The organism is Agrobacterium sp. NPDC089420, from assembly GCF_044900305.1.
GTDB lineage: Bacteria > Pseudomonadota > Alphaproteobacteria > Rhizobiales > Rhizobiaceae > Agrobacterium.
The window spans coordinates 112,175-135,469 of record NZ_JBJDMY010000007.1 but is presented as its reverse complement, the minus strand read 5'-3'; the positions used below and the strand labels follow the sequence as shown (position 1 = coordinate 135,469).

Genomic DNA, 23,295 nt, shown 5'->3' with positions numbered 1-23,295 from the left:
AACCATGAACGAGGCTCATGCTTGCGTGAGATAATACCATTGTTACTCGATCGACGCGTCAGGCATAAAGCGCCCATCGCTCTTGGCGTTGAAAGCACAAAGGCTCCCGGCTGAGGTAATGGAAACCAATGTCCGAGTTACCCTGAACCCTCAATTCGGGATCAGTCTGGGATAGTTAGGTTCGGATCGTGATGAATAGCGACTTTAATTTTGATATCAGGATAATTCCCTTCAATGAAGATTACCGTCCCGCGGACAATACGCGGATCACGACGAATTTCGCCAATCTGGCGAGAGGGGAAAACCGCCGGGAGAACCTCCGCAACGCCTTGAGAATGATCGACAATCGTTTCAACGCCCTGGCGCATTGGGATAATCCCGAAGCGGATCGCTATTCCGTCGAACTCGACATCATTTCGGTCGAGATGAGGATGGGTGCGGGCGGCAATGATGACGCTTTCCCGTTGATTGAAATATTGAGGACGAATATCGTTGATCGCGAGAGAAATGAACGCATCGAGGGTATCGCGGGGAATAATTTTTCCTCCTATGTCCGCGATTACGACTTCAGTGTCGTGCTGCCGGCGCACAACGAGAACCGACCGGAATTCAGTATTCCGGTCAATTTCGGCGACCTGCACGGGAACCTGTTTAAGAGCTTCCTGAGCTCGGATGCTTACAGAAAGCATTTTGCCAAGCCGCCCGTCATTTGCCTGAGCGCCTCAAGCAGCAAGACATACCGTCGAACTGCCAATCGGCATCCGGTATTGGGCGTTGAGTACCAGCAGAATGAATTGTCTTCTACCGATCGTTATTTCCAGAAAATGGGACTACGGGTTCGCTATTTCATGCCTGCGGACAGCGTAGCACCTTTGGCCTTCTATTTTCTCGGCGATCTTCCCGGTGATTACACCAATCTCGAACTCATCAGCACCATCAGCACGATGGAGACGTTTCAAAAGATCTACCGGCCGGAGATCTACAATGCCAATTCGGCAGCGGGCGCTTGTTATCAGCCAAATCTGAAGCACTCGGATTACTCCCTCACTCGCGTCGTCTATGACCGCGAAGAACGTAGCCGGCTGGCCGTTGAACAGGGAAGGTTCGCTGAGGAGCACTTCATCAAACCCTACAGGACCATTCTCGAACAGTGGTCTTCCCCCTCCCTTCTTTGACGAACCGAAAGCATAAGGTCGCCTTTCATGAAAAGACTGTTGCCTACCTCAACCGCCGGCAGCTTGCCGAAGCCCTCCTGGCTTGCGCAGCCCGAGAAACTCTGGTCCCCCTGGAAATTGCAGGATGAGGAATTGATCGAGGGCAAGCAGGATGCGCTGCGCCTATCGCTGGACGATCAACGACAGGCAGGCATCGATATCGTCAGCGATGGCGAGCAGACGCGCCAGCATTTTGTCACGACATTCATCGAGCACCTCGACGGGGTCGATTTTGAAAAACGCGAGACGGTGAGAATTCGGGATCGCTATGATGCCAGCGTTCCGACCGTCGTCGGCGCCGTGTCTCGCCCAAAATCGGTTTTTGTCGAAGACGCCAGGTTTCTGCGTCAGCAGACCAAGCAGCCCATCAAATGGGCTCTGCCGGGTCCGATGACCATGATCGATACGCTCTATGACGACCACTATAAGAGCCGCGAAAAGCTGGCCTGGGAATTCGCCGGAATTCTCAATCAGGAGGCCCGGGAACTGGAGGCTGCCGGTGTCGATATCATCCAGTTCGACGAACCCGCATTCAATGTCTTCTTCGACGAGGTGAATGACTGGGGTGTCGCCACACTGGAAAAGGCGATCGAAGGGCTCAAATGCGAAACCGCCGTGCATATTTGCTATGGTTACGGCATCAAGGCCAACACGGACTGGAAAAAGACGTTGGGATCCGAGTGGCGGCAATATGAGGAATCTTTCCCCAAGCTGCAGAAATCCAGCATTGGCATGATTTCGCTGGAATGCCACAACTCTCACGTTCCAATGGATCTCATCGAACTTGTTCGAGGCAAGAAAGTGATGGTTGGGGCCATCGATGTCGCAAGCAATACCATTGAAACGCCGGAGGAAGTGGCCGCCACGCTGCGAAAAGCCCTTCAATTTGTAGATGCCGACAAGCTTTGCCCATGCACCAACTGCGGCATGGCCCCCCTGTCTCGCCGGGTAGCGAGAGGCAAGCTGCAGGCCTTGAGCGCAGGCGCGGAAATCGTCCGAAAAGAACTCTCGGCCTCATGACAATGACCGCGCTTTGCCGCCGGGACGACGACGGCGTCGCCCTGGCGGCCGACTTATGCGATTGCCCGTCGCCGGCAGCGCTTGCGCACCGGCAGGCGCCACCTCTCGTCACCAATGCCGGGATCGCGCAACCGCGCCGGGGGCTCAGCTCTCCGCAGGGTCTATAACCTCGTTTCCGATGCGCCTTTTGTCCCGATGAAGCGCGGCTCCAGCGGCCGGCCGGCAACGCGGCTTCCGAATTCCTCCGTGAAAGGAACGGGTGCTGCCTGCTTTACGGCATTGATGGCGGACTCGATAAAAGCCTGCCGTCTCGGGCTCTCCTCCTGAGGGCGGGCGGCAATCACCAACACCTTGCCCCGTATCTGCCCGTCCTTGTGCAGAATGAAGCGCAGCGTCACCACCAGCCCCTCGGTGTCTTCCGGCGGCACCCAGCAGGCATAGATCGCGTCGAACATGTCGTTGAGATTACCGGCAGGTGTCGGGTCCTTGCAGATTCGCGACTGGCCCGCCTGCGTCACAACACCTCCGATCAGGATGCTCGACACCACGAGACCGGATAGTCTGAAACAATAAGACGCGGAGAAACGATTGATCAAATCCAATATCCTTTATCGGGAAGCGGTCCGCCGGGCTGTCGGACGGCCAAAATATTTCTAGAAAAAATCTTGGAATAATAAATATTGAATAAATCAGATATCGGAAAACACGAAGAAAACAACAGAAAATATACATCGATATCACAATAAAATAATATCAAAAATAAAAATACAAACGTAAATTCATAAAAATACACATATGAAATCATGAGTTAATAATTATAAATCCATTATTTATTGAATAAATGTAGAACATTATAATACAATCCATAAATACAGCCTCACGTTTTAACCAAGGGCGACGATTTGCATTGCGCGCCACCGGTTTGGCTGTATGCATTGCCTGCCGCAACATTCGGCAAAGGGGGACATCATGACATCAAAATGGATAGCGACGGCATTGTTTGGCGCAGCGATGACGGCTGCCGGCGCGGCGCAGGCGGAAGACCTTGTCTTCACGCTGAAGAACGGAACAGGTTCTGTTCTCAACGCCTTCTACACATCGCCGGTCGGCGTAGATGACTGGGAAGACGACGTATTCGGAAAGAAGGCGCTTGGTCCGGGCGAAACGATGGAGATCACCATCGCCGATGGCCGCAGCGTCTGCAAATATGACATGCGCTTCGAATTCCAGGGCGATGCGCTGGAGGACCTCGAGGATACGCAGGACCTCTGCGAACTCGGCGAATATACCATCACCGAATAAAGCAATACCAATGCGGCCCCGCCCCATCAGAGCGGGGCTCGCAGCGGCGGCCGGCCTGACAGGCAGCCTGGCAAGCTGCCCGTCTTCCGGCGGCAATGAAGCCGCGCAAAACCGCCGGAACGATGATTATAGGCGTTGCCGCGCCGCCCTCGTCCCCAAAGCTGTCTCAATCGTCCTTATGATCGGGACCATGAGATTGCTCATCAACATATTGCTTTTCGTCCTCGGCGCGGTTGGAAGCGGGATATGTGCCTTTCTGGTATCGGCGGCGCTTGCCGATTCCGGGCTTCTCGGCGCCTGCTTTGAGGGAAACTGTGCTTATGCGGCGCTTTTTATGGTGCTTCCGGTCACATGGTTCGTGCTTTTTGCCCTTTACGTCATGGCGCTGCTGGTCTGGCGGCGAAAGCCCTTCCGCAATGGCAGACTCTGAAAAAAGCGCAGGGCGGCATCATCGCCACCGCACGTTCGTTGACAGCGATCGGCACTTGCCGTTAACTCCGCCTGCTGGGGGATTCGCTGCCAGTGATATGTGGGACTGTAAAGCATACCCTGTATCACCGGCCTCTGAATGTGCATGTTCCGATTTGCGTTTGGCGTTTGATGGACATGACGGAAAACAGGGAGACCAAACGATGCGGGCCGCAATCAATTCCCCGTCGCTTTCGATCGATACCATGGACTATCAGGCCGAATGCCAATTCGCGCTGGAACCCTCCATCGAGGGACTGATCCAAAAAGCCGAACATGCCGGCTGGAACCGCCAGCAGGCGGCGCTCGCCATTGTCGCGCTCGCCAGCGAGCATCTCACCGACATGATGTCCGCAGGCGGCATCCCGGCGCCGGACCAACGCCCCCTCTCCTGACGGCTTGCCCGAGCCGGGACGGATCGACGCCCGGCACCACCACAACCCCATTGAAAAATCAGACATGGCAGGCCCCGAGGTCCCACATCGTGACGCCGGGACAATCGGCGTCGCCATGGCCGCGGCCGCCTGGGCGCGAAACCGGTCGGATTCGGCCGGATGCGGCCGGCGCGCCGTTGCCCGCTGCTTCCCGCCCCCCTCCTCGACTGCGTGCACGCAAAGGCTGCCACAGTGTTGACACAAGTGCCCGATAATGAGAACATAAAGTGAACATTATGGAGGTCAGCGATGAATACAGCAGACGCAGCCATAGAAAACGCCCTGTCCGTGGTCGCCCGTTCCCGCGACATGCGTGAACGCGCCCTGGAGCGGCGCCGCGAGCTGCAGCGGCGTACGGAAGTCATCATTACCCGGCCGCTTTACGTCCTGAAAAAGAAGAGCGACCCGAAACAGCTGTCACTGAAACTGGACAGCTAGGGGCCGGTGAAAAACAGCGGTACAGGGCCGCCTGCTTTGCCGCCTGCCCTCAAAACAAATCCCGTGCGGATCGCCTCGCGCACGGGATTTTCAGAATAAGGACGTTTTTGTCCTATCTTATTGCATGCGTTGCATGGCGGCCTCGGGCTCACCGGTCGTCGCAACCGTTGCCGCGGGAAGGCGGTCGGTCTTTTTCAGGATGACGACAGGCTTGTCCACCGGCTCCGTCGGCGGAACGATGCTGGCAGTTTTGAATTCACGGTCGACGGCAGGAACGGAAGCGTTGATCTTTTCATGACCCGCGCATTCCGCAAGCGCTGCACTGGCGGAAAAACCAAAGACAGCGGCGATAATGAGAACTGATTTCATGTCATTCTCCCTTCGCTTTTATGGCAATCTCCAGTCTAGGTGGAGACGAGCCGGATTGAAAATCACACTTTAGAGACATCTAAAGCACTCGATCATGTCGGCAGTCGTCGTCTTGGATGTGCGTGGGAGCGACGGGAAAATGCCCTCGCCCTTATTTTTTCCGCACATCCAGCGGATTTCGGCAAAGCGGCCTGCGAAATATCATCGCCACGTAACTTCCCTTGAGGGAAATGAGGCTTGGCGTGTAAGTCGAAACCTTTGCCGTGTTGGCGGCCTTGATCGTTCTTCCTTCAGAGGAATTCTGCTGCATGGCGCGCCTCCTTCCATGAGCGATAACGAAAAAGCGCCGTTCTTGTTCCGCGCTGCGGTTTCGTTGCCGCCGCAAGAGGTCACAGCGCCGCCTCTTGGGTCTTCTCTCCGCCGGGGCGAAGGTTGCCGAAGGGCCGGATGAGCGGGCAAGCTCAGCGATAGTCCGCTTGCTCGCCCGCCTCATCCCGCTACCCATGGACGTCTTCGCCTCGGGAGAAGAAACACGCGGCGCGCACCCCGCCATATCCGATGCCCCTGATGCATGATCCTTGAAAAACCCACCCAAAGGCTTTATATGCCTCAGCGCGAGGACGACCTCGGCCATTATGGCGACAGCATGCGGGACGGCCCGGTCACATACCGGAGAATGAAATGCGTTCCCTGCCCGATCGTATCCGCCATGCCCTCAGTTTTGAAATCATCGGCCTTCTGCTTATCGTGCCGCTTGGCGCGCTTTTGTTCCATATGCCGATGGAAGATATCGGCATTGTCGGCCTTGTCAGCGCCACCCTCGCCACCGCCTGGAACTATCTTTACAATCTGGGCTTCGACCACGCCATGCAGCGCCTGAAGGGCACGACGTTGAAAACGCCCGCCATCCGCGTCGCCCATGCCATTCTGTTCGAACTCGGCCTGCTGATCGTGCTCATGCCCTTCATCGCCTGGTATCTCGGCATCAGCCTCGCCCATGCACTGGTGATGGATATCTCGTTTGCGCTGTTTTACGTGGTCTATGCTTTTGTCTTCAACTGGAGCTACGACCGGATTTTCCCGCTGCCGGAATGGCAGGCGCAGGACGCCGCCTGATTGGCGGCCACGGCTAAAGGCGGTGGGACTTCAGTGCAGCGAGGCCTTGAAAAAGCTGACGACATCGGCGTTGAAACCGCGATGAAACTCTGCCCGGTCAAAACCGGGCGCATCGCCGTTCAGGGGCGCAACCCTTGCCATTTCAGCCGGCCATCCACAACAAGCTGAACAGCGCGTGGTTTCTCTTGCGGAAATGACGGCCGGACGCTTAAAGCGATTTCAGCGTCCAGGCCACGATCTCCCGCGTCGCCGCGGCAAAGGCCTGGTCCAGCGCCTTCACGAAATTGGCGTTGCCGGAACCGCTGACGCGGGCGCCGGCGCGGAACACCTCCTGCGCCTTCACCGTGCCGTTGCGGTCGTTCAGCAGCTTCACCGAGATTTCGATATTGGCGACATTCCTTGCCGTATCGATCTCGAAGGCGCGGATATCGGTCACGACCTGATAGTCGATTGCCAGCCCCTGCCCCGGCCGGCCGACGCCGCCAAGCTTGCCGGTATCCTCGAAGGCTTCCACCAGCTTGGATTGCACCATGCGCGGCAGGCGGTCGCTCCATTGCGAATTGCCGAGATATTGCACTTCCGAGCCGGAAAGCCGCACCACGATGTTTTCGCTGTCCAGCGCCTTCAAGGCTGTCGGATCGGCAATCAGCAACTGCCTGCCTTTCAGCGAAGGCCCCTGCGCGACAGTGGCCGAAGACACGGAGAGATCGAACGTGTCGTTCTTCGGTGCACCCGCGCAGCCCGCCATCAAGGCGGCCAACAGCGGAGCCAGAATGAGGGCGCGGCGCCTTTGGCCGTTCATCGATCGTCTCATTGGCCCATACCCCTCTTAACGCCTTGTTCTGCCGTCATATTGTTTCACGGTTTCGCCGCCGAAAATCAACCGTTGCGGATCGCGGTCGATATTGGTGATGGCGTTGTTGAGATTGTCGACCGTCTGCCGCGTGCTGCCGATCAGCGCCTGGAAATCCTTGAGGCCCGAGCTGGAGAAACGGGTCAGATTGTCGGCGATCGGCCCGATGCGGGCATTGAGATTGTCGGCCACGGCCTTGAACGAGGTCAGCGTCTCGCGCGCCTTGGCAAACAGCGAATTGGCGTCATCGGTGCCGAGCATGCCGTCCACCTTGGCAAGAATGCCGTCAACGCGGCTGGAGGCGAGGTTCAGCTTGCGGCCCATGTCGGTAAAGTCGGAAACCGCCTGGTCGATATCGGCGCGGCGGGCACCGACATCATCGGCAATCCGCTTGAAGTTCGCCACCGCATCGCGCGCATCGGCGGTCGCGGCGGAAACATCGCCGACCACGGTGCTGACCTTGGCGGGATCGACGGAGGCGAGAAGCTCATCCGCGCGCTTCACCACGGTCTGCACTTCCGTGCTCGCCGCCTCGAAATTGCGGGCCGTGCTCTGCACCGTTTCCATGATGCCCTGAATATCGCTCGAAGCCGACGCCACATCCTTCGTCACCTTGTCGACATTCGACAGGATGGAATCGATCTTGCCGGCATCCACCGCCTTTACCAGATCCTCGATGGCGGTCAGCGTGCCGTCGAGACGCACCGAGACAGACTGCACGGTGGTGGACAGCGAGCTGAGGCTGGCGATGAAATTCTTGATGCCATCGGAATTGGCCGCCAGCGCATCGGAGAATTTTTCGGCATTGCGCACCGTCTGCGTCAGCGGGCCACGCGCATCCTGCACGAAACCCTGCAATTCACCGATCGCGCCATCGGCGCGTTTCAAAATCTTGTCGGCGGTGGCAAGCAGGTTGGTGACGCTCGAAAGATCGGCCGTCAGCTCGGCGGGAACGCCGCTTTCGACGGCTTTCTGCAGAATGCGCTCGCCATCCTTGTTGCCGCCGGAAAGCTCGATATAGGCAGCGCCGGTCAGGCCCTGAATTTCAAGCACGGCGCGTGTGGAAGGGAAAACCGGCGCATCCGCCTGCACTTCGGTGAAAGCGATGGAATAGGCCGGATCGTCACGGTCGATGGCAAGCCCGCGCACGGTGCCGACGGGAATACCGTTGAAGCGCACCGGAGAACCGACCGAAAGGCCGTTGGCGGAGCCGGGAATACGCACGACAAGCTGCGCCGTCGGGCCGCCACGGCCGAATTCCGCCATCCAGTAAACGAAGCCGAATGCGGCGGCGATCACGATCAGCGTGAAAATTCCGACTATGGTGTAATTCGCCTTGGTTTCCATGCTTCTTGTTACTCCACCGGATTTTCATGTTTGCCGTCCGGAAGAACGACAGAGCGCGCCCGTTTGCCGCGGAAATAGGACTGCACCCAAGGGTCGTCGCAGGCGAACATGTCCTGCAATGTCCCTTCCACCAGCACCTTCTTCTGGCCGAGAACCGCAATGCGGTCACAGACGGAGAACAGGCTGTCGAGATCGTGCGTCACCATATAGACGGTCAGGCCGAGCGAATCACGCAAGCGTGCGATCAGCATATCAAATTCCGCCGCCCCGATGGGATCGAGGCCGGAAGTCGGCTCATCGAGGAAAACGAGGTCGGGATCGAGCGACAGCGCCCGGGCGAGCGCGGCGCGCTTGATCATGCCGCCGGAAAGCTCGGATGGGTATTTGTCGCCGGCATCGGGCTTCAGCCCCACCATCTCGATCTTGAGATAGGCGAGCTCGTCCATCAGCTTCTTCGGCAGGTCCAGATATTCCCGCATCGGCAGCTGGATGTTTTCCTTCACCGTCAGGCCGGAAAACAGCGCGCCCTGCTGGAACAGCACGCCGAGCCGCTGGTCGAGCATCATGCGGTCGTCTTCGCTCGCCTTGTCGTAATCGGTGCCGAGAATGCGGATCGCACCCGCCTGCCGCGGCAGGAGCCGCAAGATCGCCCGCATCAACACGGATTTGCCAGCGCCTGATGGCCCGATAAAGCCGAGGATTTCACCGCGATAGACATCGAGGTCGAGATTTTCCAGCACGTTCCGGCCGTTGAAACCGACGGTCACGCCCTCGACGGAAAGCACAACTTCGCGCCCGTCCCTGTCCTTTTTCATCTGCTCCCGGTTCTGTTCCGCCTGTTCCAACGCGCCCTCCCTAAAAATCGATGGCTGCGTAGAAGATGGCGAAAAGACCATCCACGAGAATGACGACGAAGATCGACTTCACCACCGAGGAGGTGACGTGTTGGCCGAGCGATTCCGCCGAACCGCCCACCTTCATGCCTTCCACCGCCGCGACGATGCCGATGATGAGCGCCATGAACGGCGCCTTGATCATGCCGGCGGCAATGGTCGATTCCTCGACCGCGCCATGCAGGCGCGACAGGAACACCTCGAAGGTAATGCCGGAATAGGCAAAGGCCACGATGGCCGCGCCGAAAAGCGCTGCAAAATTGGCGAGAATGGTCAAAAGCGGCAGCGCGATGGTCAGCGCCACCAGCCGCGGAAACACCAGCACGCCCACCGGGTTGAGGCCGATGACCTTCAGCGCGTCGATCTCCTCGCGCATCTTCATCGAGCCGATTTCCGCCGTGATGGCGCTGCCGGAGCGGCCGGCGATCATGATCGCGGTCAAGAGAACGCCGATTTCGCGCAATTGCAGAATGCCGACCAGATCGACGACGAAGACTTCCGCACCGAAATATCTGAGCTGGAACGCGCCCTGCTGGGCGATGATCGCCCCGATCAGGAACGACATCAGCATGATGATCGGCACGGCGCGCACGCCCATATGGTCGATTTGGTTGACGATCGCCGCCGGCGAGACGCCGCGCCCGCGCCCCAGCTTCATCTGCGCGCCGCGCACCGCGGAGCCGAGAATATACATGCCCGCCAGGAAATCCGCGCCGTTCTGCACCACGGCCTTGCCGATCGGCGCAAAGATGCGCTCCACCAGCCCTTCGCGGACGACCGGCTCCGCCTCAAGCTCGGCCCTGTCGGGCAATTGGCCGATCACGTCCTCGATGCGGTCGTTGCCGGTGAGCGTGACGGTTGCGCCATTCGCCTCCAGATCCTTGCGCAGGCGCTGGATGATCCATGCGCCGGTGGTGTCGATCGCCTCCACGGCGGAAAGATCGATCTCCACCGCACCCGCAGGTTTGCCTTTTTCGATCCTGTCCAGGTTTTCGAAAATTCCGGAGAGATTGCTGTTGCGCCAGGAGCCGCTCATGACATAACGAAAGCCCCCGCCGGAGACGGAACCGTCTTCGGTGATAGCGGCCGGGTTCGCCTGTTGCCGTGTGTCCTGTTCTTGCATAATGCTCCGAGCGAGTGCAGCCGTCACGAGATTCTTAAAGGTTTCATAACGTTTTGGCCTCCGGCAAGCCACAGTGACGGCCGACAATTCGTGATAAATTTGGCGTCATGTGTCTTTTGCCGCCCAATCGGAAGTGAAAAAACATGCCCCGTTACCTGCAAGCCACAACAGAACGTTTTCCCGTCGCCGGCAGCTTCACCATTTCACGCGGCACCCGCACACATGCGGATGTCGTAACGTGCATCATCCGTGATGGTTCCTTCACCGGCAGAGGCGAATGTGTGCCCTATCCGCGTTACGGGGAGAGCATCGAAGGCGTGCTGGCCGATATAGAGGCGATGGCCGAGCGGATTGCCGTCGGCCTGACGCGGCAGGAGCTGCAGCAGGCGATGAAGCCGGGTGCGGCCCGCAATGCGGTAGATTGCGCGCTCTGGGACCTCGAAGCCAAGATAAGCGGCAGGAGCGTCGCCGAGCAGGTTCTGGCACGGGCGGCACAACCGCTCGTCACCGCCTATACGATTTCGCTCGCCGACCCGCAGACCATGGCCGCAAAGACCGCGGAGAACGCCGGCCGCCCGCTCCTGAAGATCAAGACCGGCACCGCCGATGACGAGGCCCGCCTGCGGGTCGTGCGCGCCGCGGCGCCCGAGGCGCGCATCATCATCGACGCCAATGAGGGCTGGAACGACGATAATATCGAATATTATCTGCGGCTTGCGGCGGAACTGAAGATATCGCTGATCGAACAGCCGCTGCCCGCCGGCAAGGACGCCATCCTGTCCCGCATCGACCATCCGGTGCTGATCTGCGCCGATGAAAGCGTGCATTCGACAAGGGACCTCGCCGGTCTGCGCGACCGCTACGATGCGATCAACATCAAGCTCGACAAGACCGGCGGCCTGACCGAAGCGCTCGTCATGAAGGCGGAGGCAGAGCGGCTCGGCTTCACCATCATGGTCGGCTGCATGCTCGGCACCTCGCTCGGCATGGCGCCCGCCGTATTCGCCGCACAAGGCACGGCCTTCGCCGATCTCGACGGGCCGCTGCTGCTGGCTGAGGATCGTACGCCGGGGCTGGTTTATGAGGGTTCGCTGGTTTATCCGGCGAAAGCGGAATTGTGGGGGTAGAACTCTCGCTAAAGGTCCGCACTGGGGTGGTGTCGAGAGGCTGCATTCGCACCATCTCTCCGGTGCCTCACCGAAAGGTTACTGAGAAGGCTTTAAAGCCTCACCTCCGTCATGCCGGACCTGATCCGGCATCCAGCCACGGCGCGTCTGCGCCGTGAGAAATAGATCTTACGCGATCAAAGACTTGATCGCACTGGATCCCGGCTCAGGGCCGGGATGACGGTATGCGGATGCTACAATTTTTGCCAAACACTTCGTTTACAGGTGGGCCTACCATCCGCCCAAACAAACGCCCCAACTCAGGCCGCATGCTTGCCGATCAACCCCGGAATATCCACCGGTTCCATCTCGTCCGATGCCTGCTCGGCGGTCACGTCGCTCGTCTGCATCCAGGTGATCAGCTCGAAGCTGCCATCGGCATTTTCAGCGATCGCCGTGCAGCTTTCCACCCAGTCGCCGGTGTTGATGTAGCGAATGCCATCCATGTCTTCCATGACAGCATGGTGGATGTGCCCACAGATCACGCCATCGACATTGTTGCGCCGCGCCTCGTCGGCCACCACGCGCTGGAATTCGCCGATGAAGTTGACGGCGTGCTTGACCTGCAGCTTGGCCCAGGCCGAAAACGACCAGTAAGGCAGGCCGATGCGGCGGCGCACGGCGGCGATGGCGATGTTGATGGCGATGGCCGCGTCATAGGCCCAGTCGCCGAGATAGGCGAGCAGGCGGGCGTTGCGCACCACCACGTCGAATTCGTCGCCATGGATGACGAGGTATTTCTTGCCGTCGGCCGCCTCGTGGATCATGCGCTCGGCTACTTCGATGCCGCCGAAATGCATGCCGGGGAATTCCCGCAGGAATTCATCGTGATTGCCGGGAATATAGACGATGCGCGTTCCCTTGCGCGCCTTGCGCAACAGCTTCTGCACAACGTCGTTGCAGCCCTGCGGCCAGTACCAGCTGCGGCGCAGGCGCCAGCCATCGACGATGTCGCCGACGAGGATGATCGTCTCGGCCTCGTGATATTTCAGGAAGTCGAGCAGATAGTCCGTCTTGGCCGCCTTGGAGCCGAGATGAACATCCGAAATGAAAAGCGTTCTGAACTGTCTGGTTTCGATTTGACCGGCCACGGATTTCATCCCCCTGTTCGGTTGCGTCCCTGCGGCTTTCTCACCTCTCAGAACCAGACTCGTGTTTCAGCAACATGACAGAGGCGGTTTTTTGTATGGAATATGACGATCCGCTTCACGAAAACGCGAATAAGCCATGCGCGCATTTGCATGAGCCTGCGGCAAATAACGGCTGTACCGCGGGGAAGTTTGTTGTATTCAGGGCCACCAGACGCAATTAGACATGACGGTGGAAAATGACCTCTCACGATAAGAACAACACGCCCGCCAACACGGCAAAGGCCGACATCGAGGAACAGGCGCTCTTTTTCCACCGCTATCCGCGCCCCGGCAAGCTGGAAATCCAGGCCACCAAGCCGCTCGGCAACCAGCGCGATCTCGCACTGGCCTATTCGCCGGGCGTCGCCGCCCCCTGCCTCGCCATCCATGAAAATCCGGAGATGGCGGCGGATTATACCGCCCGCGCCAATCTCGTCGCCGTCATTTCCAACGGCACGGCGGTGCTTGGCCTTGGCAATATCGGCCCGCTCGCTTCCAAGCCTGTCATGGAAGGCAAGGCCGTCCTCTTCAAGAAATTCGCCGGCATCGACGTCTTCGACATCGAGATCGACGCGCCCGGCATCAACGACATGGTGTCGACCATCGCAGCGCTGGAGCCGACCTTCGGCGGCATCAACCTTGAGGACATCAAGGCGCCGGAATGTTTCGAGGTGGAACGCCAGCTGCGCGCGAAGATGAACATCCCGGTCTTCCACGACGACCAGCACGGCACCGCGATCATCGTCGCCGCCGCCGTCACCAATGCGCTGGAACTGGCCGGCAAGTCGCTGTCCAGCGTCAAGATCGTCGCCTCCGGCGCCGGCGCGGCGGCGCTTGCCTGCCTCAACCTGCTCGTCTCCATGGGCGCGGCCAAGGAAAATATCTGGGTCCACGACATCGAAGGCCTCGTTTATGACGGCCGCAACGTGCTGATGGACGAGTGGAAGGAAGTCTACGCCCAGAAGACCGACAAGCGCGTGCTGGCCGAAACGATCGACGGCGCGGATGTCTTCCTCGGCCTATCCGCCGCCGGCGTCCTGAAGCCGGAACTGCTGGAGCGCATGGCCGAAAATCCGCTGATCCTGGCGCTTGCCAACCCCAATCCGGAAATCATGCCGGAAGCGGCGCGCGCCGCCCGCCCGGACGCGATGATCTGCACCGGCCGTTCGGACTTCCCGAACCAGGTGAACAACGTTCTCTGCTTCCCCTATATTTTCCGCGGCGCGCTGGATTGCGGCGCAACCACGATCAATGAAGAAATGAAGATGGCCGCCGTGCAGGCCATCGCCGAGTTGGCGCGCGAGGAAGTCTCCGAAGTCGCGGCAAAAGCCTATAGCGGCGAGACGCCGGTCTTCGGCCCGACCTACCTCATCCCCTCGCCCTTCGATCCGCGCCTTATCCTGCGCATTGCGCCCGCCGTTGCCCGCGCGGCCGCCGCAAGCGGCGTCGCCGCCCGGCCGATCACCGATTTCGAAGCCTATCTCGACCAGCTGAACCGTTTCGTCTGGCGCTCCGGCTTCATCATGAAGCCGGTCTTCAATGCCGCGAAAGCCGCCGAAAAGAAGCGCATCATCTTTGCCGAAGGCGAAGACGAACGCGTGCTGCGCGCCGCCCAGGTGCTGCTTGAAGAGGGCACCGGCATTCCGATCCTCATCGGCCGTCCGCAGATCATCGAAACGCGCCTGAAGCGTTTCGGCCTGCGCATCCGCCCGCATGCGGATTTCGCCGTGGTCAATCCGGAAGACGATCCGCGCTACCGCGATTATGTCGATGATTATTTCGCCCTTGTCGGCCGCGCCGGCATCAATCCGGAAGCCGCACGCACCATCGTGCGCACAAACTCCACCGTCATCGGCGCGCTCTCGGTAAAACGCGGCGAAGCGGATGCGCTGATCTGCGGCCTCGAAGGCCGTTACGACCGGCATCTGCGCGACGTGAACCAGATCATCGGCAAACAGGAGAACGTGCGCTCCTTCGCCGGCCTCAGCCTGCTCATCACCCAGCAGGGCGCGCTGTTTTTGACCGATACCTTCGTCAATAATGATCCGACCTCGGAAGAAGTGGCGGAAATGGCCATTCTCGCGGCCAGGGAAATCCGCCGCTTCGGCATCACGCCGAAGATCGCGCTCGCCAGCCATTCCAATTTCGGCTCGCGCGATTCCGAAAGCGCCCGCAAGATGCGCCGCGCGCTCAAGATCGTGCAGGCGGCGGCGCCGGAACTGGAAGTGGACGGCGAAATGCAGGGCGGCTCGGCATTGTCCGAAGCGCTGCGCAAGCGCGCCATGCCCAACAGCGTGCTGACCGGCGAAGCCAACCTCCTGGTCTTCCCGAACCTCGATGCCGCCAACATCACGCTCGGCGTGACCCGCACGCTGACGGAGGGCCTGCATGTCGGCCCGATCCTGCTCGGCACGGCCCTGCCCGCCCACATCCTGTCGCCCAGCGTCACCTCGCGCGGCGTCGTCAACATGGCGGCCTTCGCCGTGGTGCAGGCCTCGCATCCTTCGGTGTGATAGAGGCGGCATTAACGCAATTTTGAACAGGCTGTTGCCGCATCGCGGCGACAGCCTATGTTATCTTCCTGAAACACGGATTTCGTGAAGTATAACGCCCCTGCCACCGGCCGGGGACATCGAACGGATCGCACAATTGACCCGGCGCAGCCGCATCATCGGCCTCCTGCTTCCCCTTGCTCTTTTCGCTCCGGCCGCCGCTTTCGCGGATCAGGTCTGCGACACGCTTTATGCGCAATTGCGCGAGCCGCCACGTGTCGTCGGCAATACGGCCGAGGTGCGGCGCTACGCCAATGCGCTCGCCCGCCAGAACATCGTCATCCGCAAGATCAGGAACGACCTGCGCAGCTATGGCTGCTCGTCGGGCAGCGTCATCGTTTACGGCAATCCCAATGCCGGCCTCTGCGCCGAGATCGGCGATGCGCTTGCGGATGCCGAAGCCGAACGCGACGCGATCATCCGCGACCGGGACGATGCCATGGCGGCGGCGCGCAGTGACGACGGCGACATCAGGCGCCAGCGCATTCTCGCCGCGCTCGATGCCAATGGCTGCAGCGCGATGCCGGAAACGGACACGCAACTGCCGCAGGCCCCCCATGTGACGCGTTACCCCGATGCCTTCCGACAGAACGGCGGTGAGCCGGGACAGGCCGGGCTTTCACCCTATCCCGGCGCCGCTGCCGAGGGCGGCCTGCGCACACTCTGCGTGCGCACCTGCGACGGCTCGTTTTTCCCGATCGCCTCCAATGCCTCGCCGCTCGATTTTCGCGCCCAGGCGGAGCAGTGCCAGAAAATGTGCCCGGGCACACAGACCGAGCTGTATTTCCACTCCATGACGGACCAGGAAACCGCCGACATGGTGTCTGCCGAGACCGGCAGACCCTACAGGGACCTGCCGACCGCCTTCGCCTACCGCAATTCTTCGACCAAGGTCCCCGGCTGCGCCTGCAACATGGCCGCCTATCATCAGGACATGCAGAAACAGGAAGAAGCCGCCCGGCCGCAGACCGAAAAGCCCTATTCCAGCATCACCACCATTCCATCACCGCAGGGTGACAAACCCCGGAAACCCGTTGAACAGCAGGCGGCAAAGCCGCCGGAGCAACCAATTCCTGAACGCGACTATGATCCGAACGATACCAGGGTGCGCGTCATCGGCCCGAAATTCCTGCCCGACCAGACGGGGCGGATCGACCTGAAGAATCCGGCGCTGAAAGGCGCGCAGCCGCAGCAATAACGCCCATCATACACCCGTTGTGACGCGAGCGGACACCACTTGCTTCTTCTCCCGGGCCGGGAGAAGAAAAGGCGGCAACGCCCCGCCGCATTCACGGAGCTCTGTTTTTACACCCCACCCCAGCGGTTGCGGAACACCAGCTCCTCCAACGGCACGCGCTGGCGCCAGCCCTTCACCGCCAGTTCCGGTTCGGTGTAAAGTTCGTTGACCCGGCCAAGGCACAGCCAGGCGACGATTTCGATATGCCCGGGGATTTCCAGAATGGTGCGAATGTCGCTGTCATGAAAGATGCTGACCCAGCCGACGCCGATGCCTTCGGCGCGGGCGGCGAGCCAGAGATTCTGGATGGCGCAGACGGTGGAATAGACATCCGTGCGCGGATTGTGGGTGCGGCCCAGCACCACCTTGCCGCCGCGGGTGGGATCGCAGGTGACGCAGATGCTGAGCGGCGCCTTGCGGATGCCTTCGAGCTTCAGACTGCGATAAAGCGTCTGCTGCTCGCCTTGAAACATCGCCGCCGCCTCTTCATTGGCGCGGCTGAAGGCCACGAAGGCCGCCTGCCGCACCGCGCCATCGGTGACGAGGGTGAAGTTCCACGGCTGCATGAAACCGACGGAAGGCGCCGAATGCGCCGCATTCAGGAGACGCTCGACAAGCTCGTCCGGCAGCGGATCGGGCAGGAACTGGTCGCGCACATCGCGGCGCGTCTCGATGGCGCGGTAGATCGCCTCGCGCTCCTCGCCGGAAAACGGGCGGGCGGGCGAAAGCGCATGATCGCATGGATCGGCTCGTAGTGAATTGCCAGCGGACGGATCGGTCGGCATCGTTTAACCCCAACAATGCGGGCGCGCGGGTGCCGAAACCATGCCGGTTTTGCAGCAGCGACACGCCTCTTCAGCAACCTGCCGCCGTCCGCGCGGTTCGGTCTATCCTGCCAGGCCGGTCTTCTGACTCGGCTTCATCCGCCCTTTTTCGCCTTCCCGAATAACTTCAGTGGCATAAAAAAAAGGGCATCCGCCTCACAGCGCTGGGCACGTTCCGGTCTTTCACCGGATTCCCGATTCTCCCGCCGCAAGGGCGGGCACCTGACGCAGGAAGCTATGGGCAAGAAAATTTGCGAATGCAAGTATCACCCGGCTGGCGCGACAATATGACCGTGCCCTCACCTCCATCCTTCCGCCCTGGACCCGGCATGACGCAAGCGGCACCGCTTACGGCATCACGCAACCGGAAAATACCGCACATAAGCGAATTCATCGCCATCCGGTGACCAGTTGGGCGAGTTCATCGTGCCCTGCCCGCCGAACAGTTCAAACAGCGTTTCGACATTGCCGCCCTCCATGTCCATCAGCCGCACCCGCACGTCGAGATCACGCGGATGGTCGAAGACATCGCCGTCATAGGAAACGAAGACCACCTTGTCGCCTTTGGGAGACGGATGCGGAAACCAGTCGCCATAGGGGCTGTCGGTGATGCGTTCGACGGCGGAACCGTCCACCCGCACCCGCCAGATCTGCATCCGCCCGGTGCGGCTGGAATTGAAATAGATCCACGCGCCGTCGGGCGAATAATCCGGTCCGTCATTGCGGCCCTCGCCATGGGTCAGCCGCGTCTCGGTGGCGGTCTCGATATCCATGGAATAGATATCGAAAACCTGATCGCGAATGCCGCAATAGGCAAAGCTTTTCCCGTCCGGCGACCAGCCATGCCAGTAGGAGGGAAGGTTCTTCGTCATCAGCCGCGGCGCGCCGCCCGCCGAAGCCATCAGATAAATCGCGCTCTTGCCGAACTCCACCTTGTCGGAAATGGCATAGAGCGAACCGTCAGGCGATATGCCGTGGTCGTTGTTGCAGAACGTCGCAAAGCCGGTATCGACCTTTTCGGGTGACATATCACCGGCAGGAGACAGGCGGTAAAGCAGCCCCTCGCTGTTCAACAGCAGATATTTTCCATCCGGAGACCAGTTCGGCGCCTCGAACAGTTCCGGCGTCTGCCAAACCACCCGCATCTGCCGGGTGCGGATGTTGAAGATTTCGATGGAGCTGCGCATTCTGCCTCCCGGGCGTGTCTGTGTTCTTGCTCAAGGCGCTCGGCAACAGAGACATTCCGTTTGCATCCGCCATCGCCGTGATTATGATCCTATGGCCGCAGGCACCGTCCTGCAAATTCAAATCGGAAAAAACGCCAGCGCCCCGGCACCGTCCGCGCCGCTGGCCGTTTCTCCCAGATCCGAGGTTCCGCGATGAAGACCATCGCCGATCACGGCATCCGCTTCGGCCGGATCGCCGCCATGCTTCCTGTCAGAAATATCGAAAAGGCCCATGATTTTTACGTTGGCGTGCTGGGCTTTGAAAAGACCTTCGAGAACGGCACCCCCGTCGGCTTCATGATCCTGAAACAGGGCAATGCCGAGCTGCACCTGACATTGCAGCCCACCCACAAGGCAGCCCCCTTCAACGTGGCGCATATGCTGGTCAGCGATGTCGATGCGCTGCACGCGCTGTGCAAAGGCCACGGGCTGCGCATCATCAAGGGCCTGCAGGACAAGGATTACGGCCTCAGGGCCTTTGTCTTTGAAGACCCCGATGGCAACCGCATCGATGTCGGGCAGGTCATCTGAGGTGAGTTGACGGCGCGGGGTTTTCTCCGCACCGTTTATGGGCTGTCAAAAAAGCTCCTCACACGCGACACCATCCTCGGGCTTGACCCGAGGATCCACAATCTCAACCGCACTTGGATCCTCGCCTCAAGGGCGAGGATGACGGAGAAAGGCGGTAACTCACCCGCCAGAAATCGATGGCACGCCGCCGTCAATCACCGATCCCGGAACCGGTTGGTGATCGGATAACGCCGGTCGCGCCCAAAGTTCTTCTTGGTGATCTTCACCCCCGGCGCCGATTGCCGGCGCTTGTATTCGGCGAGATAGAGCAGATGCTCCACCCGGTGCACGGTCGCCACATCATGGCCGCGCACCAGAATTTCCTCGACCGACATTTCCTTCTCGACGAGGCATTCCAGAATATCGTCCAGCACCGGATAGGGCGGCAGCGAATCCTGGTCGGTCTGGTTGGGGCGCAATTCGGCCGATGGCGCCTTGGAAATGATATTGGCGGGGATCACCTCGCCGGAAGGTCCAAGCGCGCCCGGCGGCACATGGGCGTTGCGCCAGCTGGAAATGGCATAGACCTGCATCTTGTAGAGGTCCTTGATGGGGTTGAAACCGCCATTCATATCGCCATAGAGCGTGGCATAACCCACCGACATTTCCGACTTGTTGCCGGTCGTCACCACCATCGAGCCGAACTTGTTGGAAACGGCCATCAAAATGGTGCCGCGCGTGCGGCTCTGCAGGTTTTCCTCGGTAATGCCCTCTTCCGTCCCTTCGAAAAGATCCGACAGCGCCGAAAGAAAACCTTCCACCGGCTCGACGATCGGCACGATGTCGTAACGGCAGCCCAGCGCCCTGGCGCAATCGGCCGCGTCCTTCAGCGATTCTTCCGAGGTGTAGCGGTAAGGCAGCATGATGCAGCGCACCCGCTCCTCGCCCAGCGCATCGACGGCAAGGGCAGCACAGATCGCCGAATCGATGCCGCCGGAAAGGCCGAGAACCACGCTCTTGAAACCGTTCTTGTTGACGTAGTCGCGAAAGCCCAGCATGCAGGCGCGGTAATCCGCCTCCTCGCCTTCGGGAATTTTCGAGAAAGGTCCGCTTTCGCAGCGCCAGCCTTCTTCCGTGCGCTTCCAGTCGGTAACGGCAAGCGTGGCCTCGAACTGGCTCATCTGGAAGGCCAGCGTCTTGTCGGCATTAAAGGCGAAGCTTGCGCCGTCGAACACCAGCTCGTCCTGCCCGCCCAGCTGGTTGGCGAAAACGAGCGGCAGACCGCTTTCGATCACCTGCCTGAGCGCCGCCTGATGGCGCACGTCAAGCTTGCCGCGATAATAGGGCGAACCGTTCGGCACCAGCAGGATTTCCGCCCCGCTTTCGGAGAGCGTCTCGCACACGCCCATGTCGTTCCAGATTTCCTCGCAGATCGGAATGCCGATCCTGACCCCGCGGAAATTATAGGGACCGGAAATCGACCCTTCGGAGAAAACCCGCTTCTCGTCGAATTCGCCGTAATTCGGCAGGTCGATCTTGTCGCGCAGCGCAACGATCTTGCCGCCATCCAGCAGCGCCACCGAATTGTGCCGGCCCGTTTCGCCCTGTCGCGGAAAACCGATGACGACGCCCGGCCCGCCATCGGCGGTGTCCGCCGCCAGCTCTTCCACCGCCTTCAGGCAGGTCTTCAGGAAAGCCGGCTTCAGCACCAGGTCCTCCGGCGGATAGCCGGATATGAACAGCTCGGTCAGAAGCAGAAGGTCGGCGCCCTGTGTCGCCGCATCGGCCCTTGCCTCGCGCGCCTTGGCGAGATTGCCCGCCACGTCGCCAACGGTGGGATTGAACTGCCCGACGGCAATCCGGAGATGGTTCTGGATATCGTGTCTGTCGCTCATGGCTTTTCAATACCGCGCCCGTGCCCGCTCCGCAACGCGGCAATTGCATGGCGGCGCCCGGCAACCATGTCACGGCCGCGTTCACGCTAAGGTTATCGCCGCGCCGGCCAGGTTGGGCAAAGTTCATGTCGCGTTCATCGCGCTTATGTGACAGTTACATGACACTTTTGCGACACCCCGATTCACCTCCCCGGATCGGTCGTGCCGCCTGCAATACCGGAGTATGGGTTTGAGACATTCGGCGCCAAAAACAACGGCTTCCGAAAAGGCTGGTTTTGTCTTTTCGCCTGCATGGACAAGGAGCCTTTCGAAGCTTTCGGGCACGGCCCAGACACTTGCCAATCTGACGGTCGCATCCATCGTGCTCGTCGTGGCGCTGGAATGGATCGCCCGCGGTTCGCTCCATGATGTCGGTGCTTTCCTCACCTCGTCGGCACGTCCCGGCATGACCACCATTGCCGCCGTGCTTACCCTTCTCGTGGCGCTGGATGCACTTCTTGGCCGGCGTTACCTGTCCCTGATCGTGGTTGCACCGCTCTGCGGGCTGACCGGGCTGATTTCCGCCCAGAAGCAGACCTATCTTTCCGATCCGCTTTATCCCTCCGACCTGCTGTTCGGCCGCCAGATCCTCGAGCTTTTGCCAACAATGCTGAAGGCGCAGCCTTTGACGGCGGTGCTGGTGGGCCTCGGCATCTGCGCCACCATTGCGGTTCTTGCCATGCTCTGGCTGCTGGCACGCCGCCACTCGCCCATCCTGCGCTGGCGCGAACGCGCCGCCGGTCTCGCGCTGGCGCTGCCGCTTCTTGCCGGCCTCGCCTCGCTGATGGATTATTCGCATTATTCCTGGGTGCGCGATCGCCTCAACATCATCCCCATGATGTGGGACCAGCAGGAGAACTACCGCCATAACGGTTTCCTGATGGCCTTTGCCTTCAACATTCCCATGGCCAATGTCTCCGCCCCCGGCGGATACGGCGAAAACACCATTGCCGATCTCACGTCGAAACCCGCCTCTTTCGCCGCCAACAAGGGCGATTATCCCGACATCATCATGCTGATGAGCGAATCGCTGTGGGACCCGACCCGGCTCGAAAACGTCACGCTCTCGGCCGACCCGATGCCGGCGATCCGCGCCAAACAATCCGGCAACGTTTTTTCGCCCGAGTTCGGCGGCATGACCGCGAATGTGGAATTCGAGGCGCTGACCGGCTTTTCCAACGCCTTCCTGCCCTATGGCAGCATTCCCTATCAGCAATATATCCGCCGCCCGGTGCCCTCGCTTGCCAGCTTCTTCCGCGGCGAAGGTTATTCCGCCATCGCCATGCACCCGTTCCAGGAGTGGTTCTGGAACCGCAAGCAGGTCTATGCGAATTTCGGCTTCGAGGAATTCCGCTCCGAAGAGACGCTGCCGGCCATGGAAAAACGCGGCAACTTCGCCTCCGACGATGCGCTGATGGACGAGATCATGGCGACGGCCGACAAGGCGCAGAACCCGCTCTTCCTCTTCGCCGTCACCCTGCAGGGACATGGGCCTTACGAAGCCAACCGTTACGCCGAAAACACCATCGGCGTCGAAGGCGGCCTCTCCGCCTCGGCCTCGCAGGCGCTCGCCACCTATTCGCAAGGGGTGGCGGAAGCCGATGAAGCGCTTTCGAAACTGATGCGCTGGGCAAAGAAGCGCGACCGCGAAACCATCATCGTCCTTTTCGGCGATCACCTGCCGCCGCTCGGCCAGACCTTCGTGGAAAGCGGTTACATGCCGGGCATGGTGGCCAGCCGCCGCGCGCCGCTGGAGGTGATGAAGAAGGAACACGAAACGCCGCTGGTCGTCTGGTCGTCGAAAAAGGGCGTGCGCAAGAATATCGGCACCATCAGCCCGGCGCTTCTGCCCTACCACGTGCTGAAGACCGCGGGCTTTTCCGATCCCTTCTATACCGGCACGCTCGGCGAGGTGCAGCAGGCCTTTTCCGTCATCGACCGGCATATGCTGGTGGCGACCGACGGCACGGCCCTGCCCGACTGGTCGATCGCGCCCAACGCCGTTCCCGACGTGGTGCGCGATTACCGCCTGCTGCAGTTCGACATGATGTTCGGCCAGCAATATGGCCGCGAGCGCTTCTTCCCCGGCTTCAACTGGCTGCACGAGGGTGCGCCGGCGGTCTGATGCTTTTCGGCGGG

General features: G+C 60.3%; 22 protein-coding genes, 1 pseudogene and 1 riboswitch. Of the genes and pseudogenes, 12 read left to right on the top strand and 11 right to left on the bottom strand.

Translation table 11 applies throughout. The features are described 5' to 3' along the window. Nucleotides 1-191: 191 nt before the first annotated feature. Both ACI2KA_RS13300 and ACI2KA_RS13295 read left to right on the top strand, forming a co-directional pair. Nucleotides 192-1,175: a DUF1852 domain-containing protein gene (locus ACI2KA_RS13300; protein WP_404502990.1), complete on the top strand. Its 984-nt coding sequence runs from the start codon at nt 192-194 to the stop codon at nt 1,173-1,175. Between the two features lie 27 nt (nt 1,176-1,202). Beyond that, complete coding sequence (locus ACI2KA_RS13295; protein ID WP_404502727.1) at nt 1,203-2,234, top strand: methionine synthase; 1,032 nt, start codon at nt 1,203-1,205, stop codon at nt 2,232-2,234. Nucleotides 2,235-2,395: 161 nt separating this feature from the next. Here the strand turns inward: ACI2KA_RS13295 and ACI2KA_RS13290 are convergent, their stop codons facing one another. Beyond that, on the bottom strand, nt 2,396-2,830 hold the full coding sequence (locus tag ACI2KA_RS13290; protein ID WP_404502725.1) for a hypothetical protein: 435 nt from the start codon (nt 2,828-2,830) through the stop codon (nt 2,396-2,398). A 373-nt stretch (nt 2,831-3,203) separates the two neighbouring features. On the opposite strand from ACI2KA_RS13290, the gene ACI2KA_RS13285 reads away from it, so the two are divergent. The 4 genes from ACI2KA_RS13285 (at nt 3,204) to ACI2KA_RS13270 (ending at nt 4,876) form a co-directional block, all read left to right on the top strand. Then, nucleotides 3,204-3,536 (top strand): hypothetical protein, encoded by a 333-nt coding sequence (locus tag ACI2KA_RS13285; RefSeq protein ID WP_404502723.1) that lies wholly within the window; start codon nt 3,204-3,206, stop codon nt 3,534-3,536. 178 nt (nt 3,537-3,714) lie between these two features. Continuing rightward, a complete protein-coding gene (locus ACI2KA_RS13280) occupies nt 3,715-3,966 on the top strand; it encodes a hypothetical protein (protein ID WP_404502721.1) in 252 nt (83 codons plus the stop codon). A 202-nt stretch (nt 3,967-4,168) separates the two neighbouring features. After that, nucleotides 4,169-4,399, top strand: a complete 231-nt coding sequence (locus tag ACI2KA_RS13275; RefSeq protein ID WP_404502719.1) for a hypothetical protein — start codon at nt 4,169-4,171, stop codon at nt 4,397-4,399. A 288-nt stretch (nt 4,400-4,687) separates the two neighbouring features. Further along, nucleotides 4,688-4,876 (top strand): hypothetical protein, encoded by a 189-nt coding sequence (locus tag ACI2KA_RS13270; RefSeq protein ID WP_404502717.1) that lies wholly within the window; start codon nt 4,688-4,690, stop codon nt 4,874-4,876. 117 nt (nt 4,877-4,993) lie between these two features. Here ACI2KA_RS13270 and ACI2KA_RS13265 read toward each other — a convergent pair whose 3' ends face one another. Further along, nucleotides 4,994-5,245, bottom strand: a complete 252-nt coding sequence (locus ACI2KA_RS13265) for a hypothetical protein (RefSeq protein ID WP_046798386.1) — start codon at nt 5,243-5,245, stop codon at nt 4,994-4,996. 681 nt (nt 5,246-5,926) lie between these two features. Here ACI2KA_RS13265 and ACI2KA_RS13260 point away from each other — a divergent pair. Beyond that, nucleotides 5,927-6,361: a PACE efflux transporter gene (locus ACI2KA_RS13260; protein ID WP_404502715.1), complete on the top strand. Its 435-nt coding sequence runs from the start codon at nt 5,927-5,929 to the stop codon at nt 6,359-6,361. A 30-nt stretch (nt 6,362-6,391) separates the two neighbouring features. On the opposite strand, the pseudogene ACI2KA_RS13255 reads toward ACI2KA_RS13260, so the two are convergent. The 5 genes and pseudogenes from ACI2KA_RS13255 to ACI2KA_RS13235 all read right to left on the bottom strand — a co-directional run. After that, nucleotides 6,392-6,511 (bottom strand): annotated as a pseudogene (locus ACI2KA_RS13255) (dienelactone hydrolase); the annotation flags it as partial. Nucleotides 6,512-6,569: 58 nt separating this feature from the next. Continuing rightward, a complete protein-coding gene (locus tag ACI2KA_RS13250) occupies nt 6,570-7,175 on the bottom strand; it encodes an ABC-type transport auxiliary lipoprotein family protein (protein ID WP_404502713.1) in 606 nt (201 codons plus the stop codon). Nucleotides 7,176-7,190: 15 nt separating this feature from the next. Beyond that, nucleotides 7,191-8,561: an MlaD family protein gene (locus ACI2KA_RS13245; RefSeq protein WP_046798383.1), complete on the bottom strand. Its 1,371-nt coding sequence runs from the start codon at nt 8,559-8,561 to the stop codon at nt 7,191-7,193. An 8-nt stretch (nt 8,562-8,569) separates the two neighbouring features. Beyond that, nucleotides 8,570-9,376 (bottom strand): ABC transporter ATP-binding protein, encoded by an 807-nt coding sequence (locus ACI2KA_RS13240; RefSeq protein ID WP_404502988.1) that lies wholly within the window; start codon nt 9,374-9,376, stop codon nt 8,570-8,572. 40 nt (nt 9,377-9,416) lie between these two features. Then, a complete protein-coding gene (locus ACI2KA_RS13235; RefSeq protein ID WP_404502710.1) occupies nt 9,417-10,577 on the bottom strand; it encodes an ABC transporter permease in 1,161 nt (386 codons plus the stop codon). A 143-nt stretch (nt 10,578-10,720) separates the two neighbouring features. Between ACI2KA_RS13235 and dgcA the strand changes: the two genes are divergently transcribed. After that, nucleotides 10,721-11,704 (top strand): N-acetyl-D-Glu racemase DgcA, encoded by a 984-nt coding sequence (dgcA, locus tag ACI2KA_RS13230; protein ID WP_404502708.1) that lies wholly within the window; start codon nt 10,721-10,723, stop codon nt 11,702-11,704. Between the two features lie 299 nt (nt 11,705-12,003). Here the strand turns inward: dgcA and ACI2KA_RS13225 are convergent, their stop codons facing one another. After that, nucleotides 12,004-12,843: a UDP-2,3-diacylglucosamine diphosphatase gene (locus ACI2KA_RS13225; protein WP_404502706.1), complete on the bottom strand. Its 840-nt coding sequence runs from the start codon at nt 12,841-12,843 to the stop codon at nt 12,004-12,006. 227 nt (nt 12,844-13,070) lie between these two features. On the opposite strand from ACI2KA_RS13225, the gene ACI2KA_RS13220 reads away from it, so the two are divergent. Both ACI2KA_RS13220 and ACI2KA_RS13215 read left to right on the top strand, forming a co-directional pair. After that, a complete protein-coding gene (locus ACI2KA_RS13220) occupies nt 13,071-15,386 on the top strand; it encodes an NADP-dependent malic enzyme (RefSeq protein WP_404502704.1) in 2,316 nt (771 codons plus the stop codon). 136 nt (nt 15,387-15,522) lie between these two features. Next, nucleotides 15,523-16,623 carry a DUF2865 domain-containing protein gene (locus ACI2KA_RS13215; RefSeq protein ID WP_404502702.1) on the top strand — a complete coding sequence of 367 codons (1,101 nt, stop codon included), beginning with the start codon at nt 15,523-15,525 and terminating at the stop codon, nt 16,621-16,623. Between the two features lie 107 nt (nt 16,624-16,730). Here the strand turns inward: ACI2KA_RS13215 and bluB are convergent, their stop codons facing one another. Together bluB and ACI2KA_RS13205 are read right to left on the bottom strand one after the other, a co-directional pair. Further along, a complete protein-coding gene (bluB, locus tag ACI2KA_RS13210) occupies nt 16,731-17,447 on the bottom strand; it encodes a 5,6-dimethylbenzimidazole synthase (RefSeq protein WP_404502700.1) in 717 nt (238 codons plus the stop codon). Between the two features lie 95 nt (nt 17,448-17,542). Then, a riboswitch (cobalamin riboswitch) is annotated at nt 17,543-17,727 on the bottom strand. A gap of 115 nt (nt 17,728-17,842) precedes the next feature. Continuing rightward, on the bottom strand, nt 17,843-18,673 hold the full coding sequence (locus ACI2KA_RS13205) for a hypothetical protein (protein WP_404502698.1): 831 nt from the start codon (nt 18,671-18,673) through the stop codon (nt 17,843-17,845). A 192-nt stretch (nt 18,674-18,865) separates the two neighbouring features. On the opposite strand from ACI2KA_RS13205, the gene ACI2KA_RS13200 reads away from it, so the two are divergent. After that, nucleotides 18,866-19,243 carry a glyoxalase superfamily protein gene (locus ACI2KA_RS13200; RefSeq protein WP_404502696.1) on the top strand — a complete coding sequence of 126 codons (378 nt, stop codon included), beginning with the start codon at nt 18,866-18,868 and terminating at the stop codon, nt 19,241-19,243. 194 nt (nt 19,244-19,437) lie between these two features. Here ACI2KA_RS13200 and ACI2KA_RS13195 read toward each other — a convergent pair whose 3' ends face one another. Then, nucleotides 19,438-21,117 (bottom strand): NAD+ synthase, encoded by a 1,680-nt coding sequence (locus ACI2KA_RS13195; protein ID WP_404502694.1) that lies wholly within the window; start codon nt 21,115-21,117, stop codon nt 19,438-19,440. Between the two features lie 223 nt (nt 21,118-21,340). Here ACI2KA_RS13195 and ACI2KA_RS13190 point away from each other — a divergent pair, with 223 nt between their 5' ends. Then, nucleotides 21,341-23,281 carry an LTA synthase family protein gene (locus ACI2KA_RS13190; RefSeq protein WP_404502692.1) on the top strand — a complete coding sequence of 647 codons (1,941 nt, stop codon included), beginning with the start codon at nt 21,341-21,343 and terminating at the stop codon, nt 23,279-23,281. The last annotated feature ends 14 nt before the right edge of the window (nt 23,282-23,295 follow it).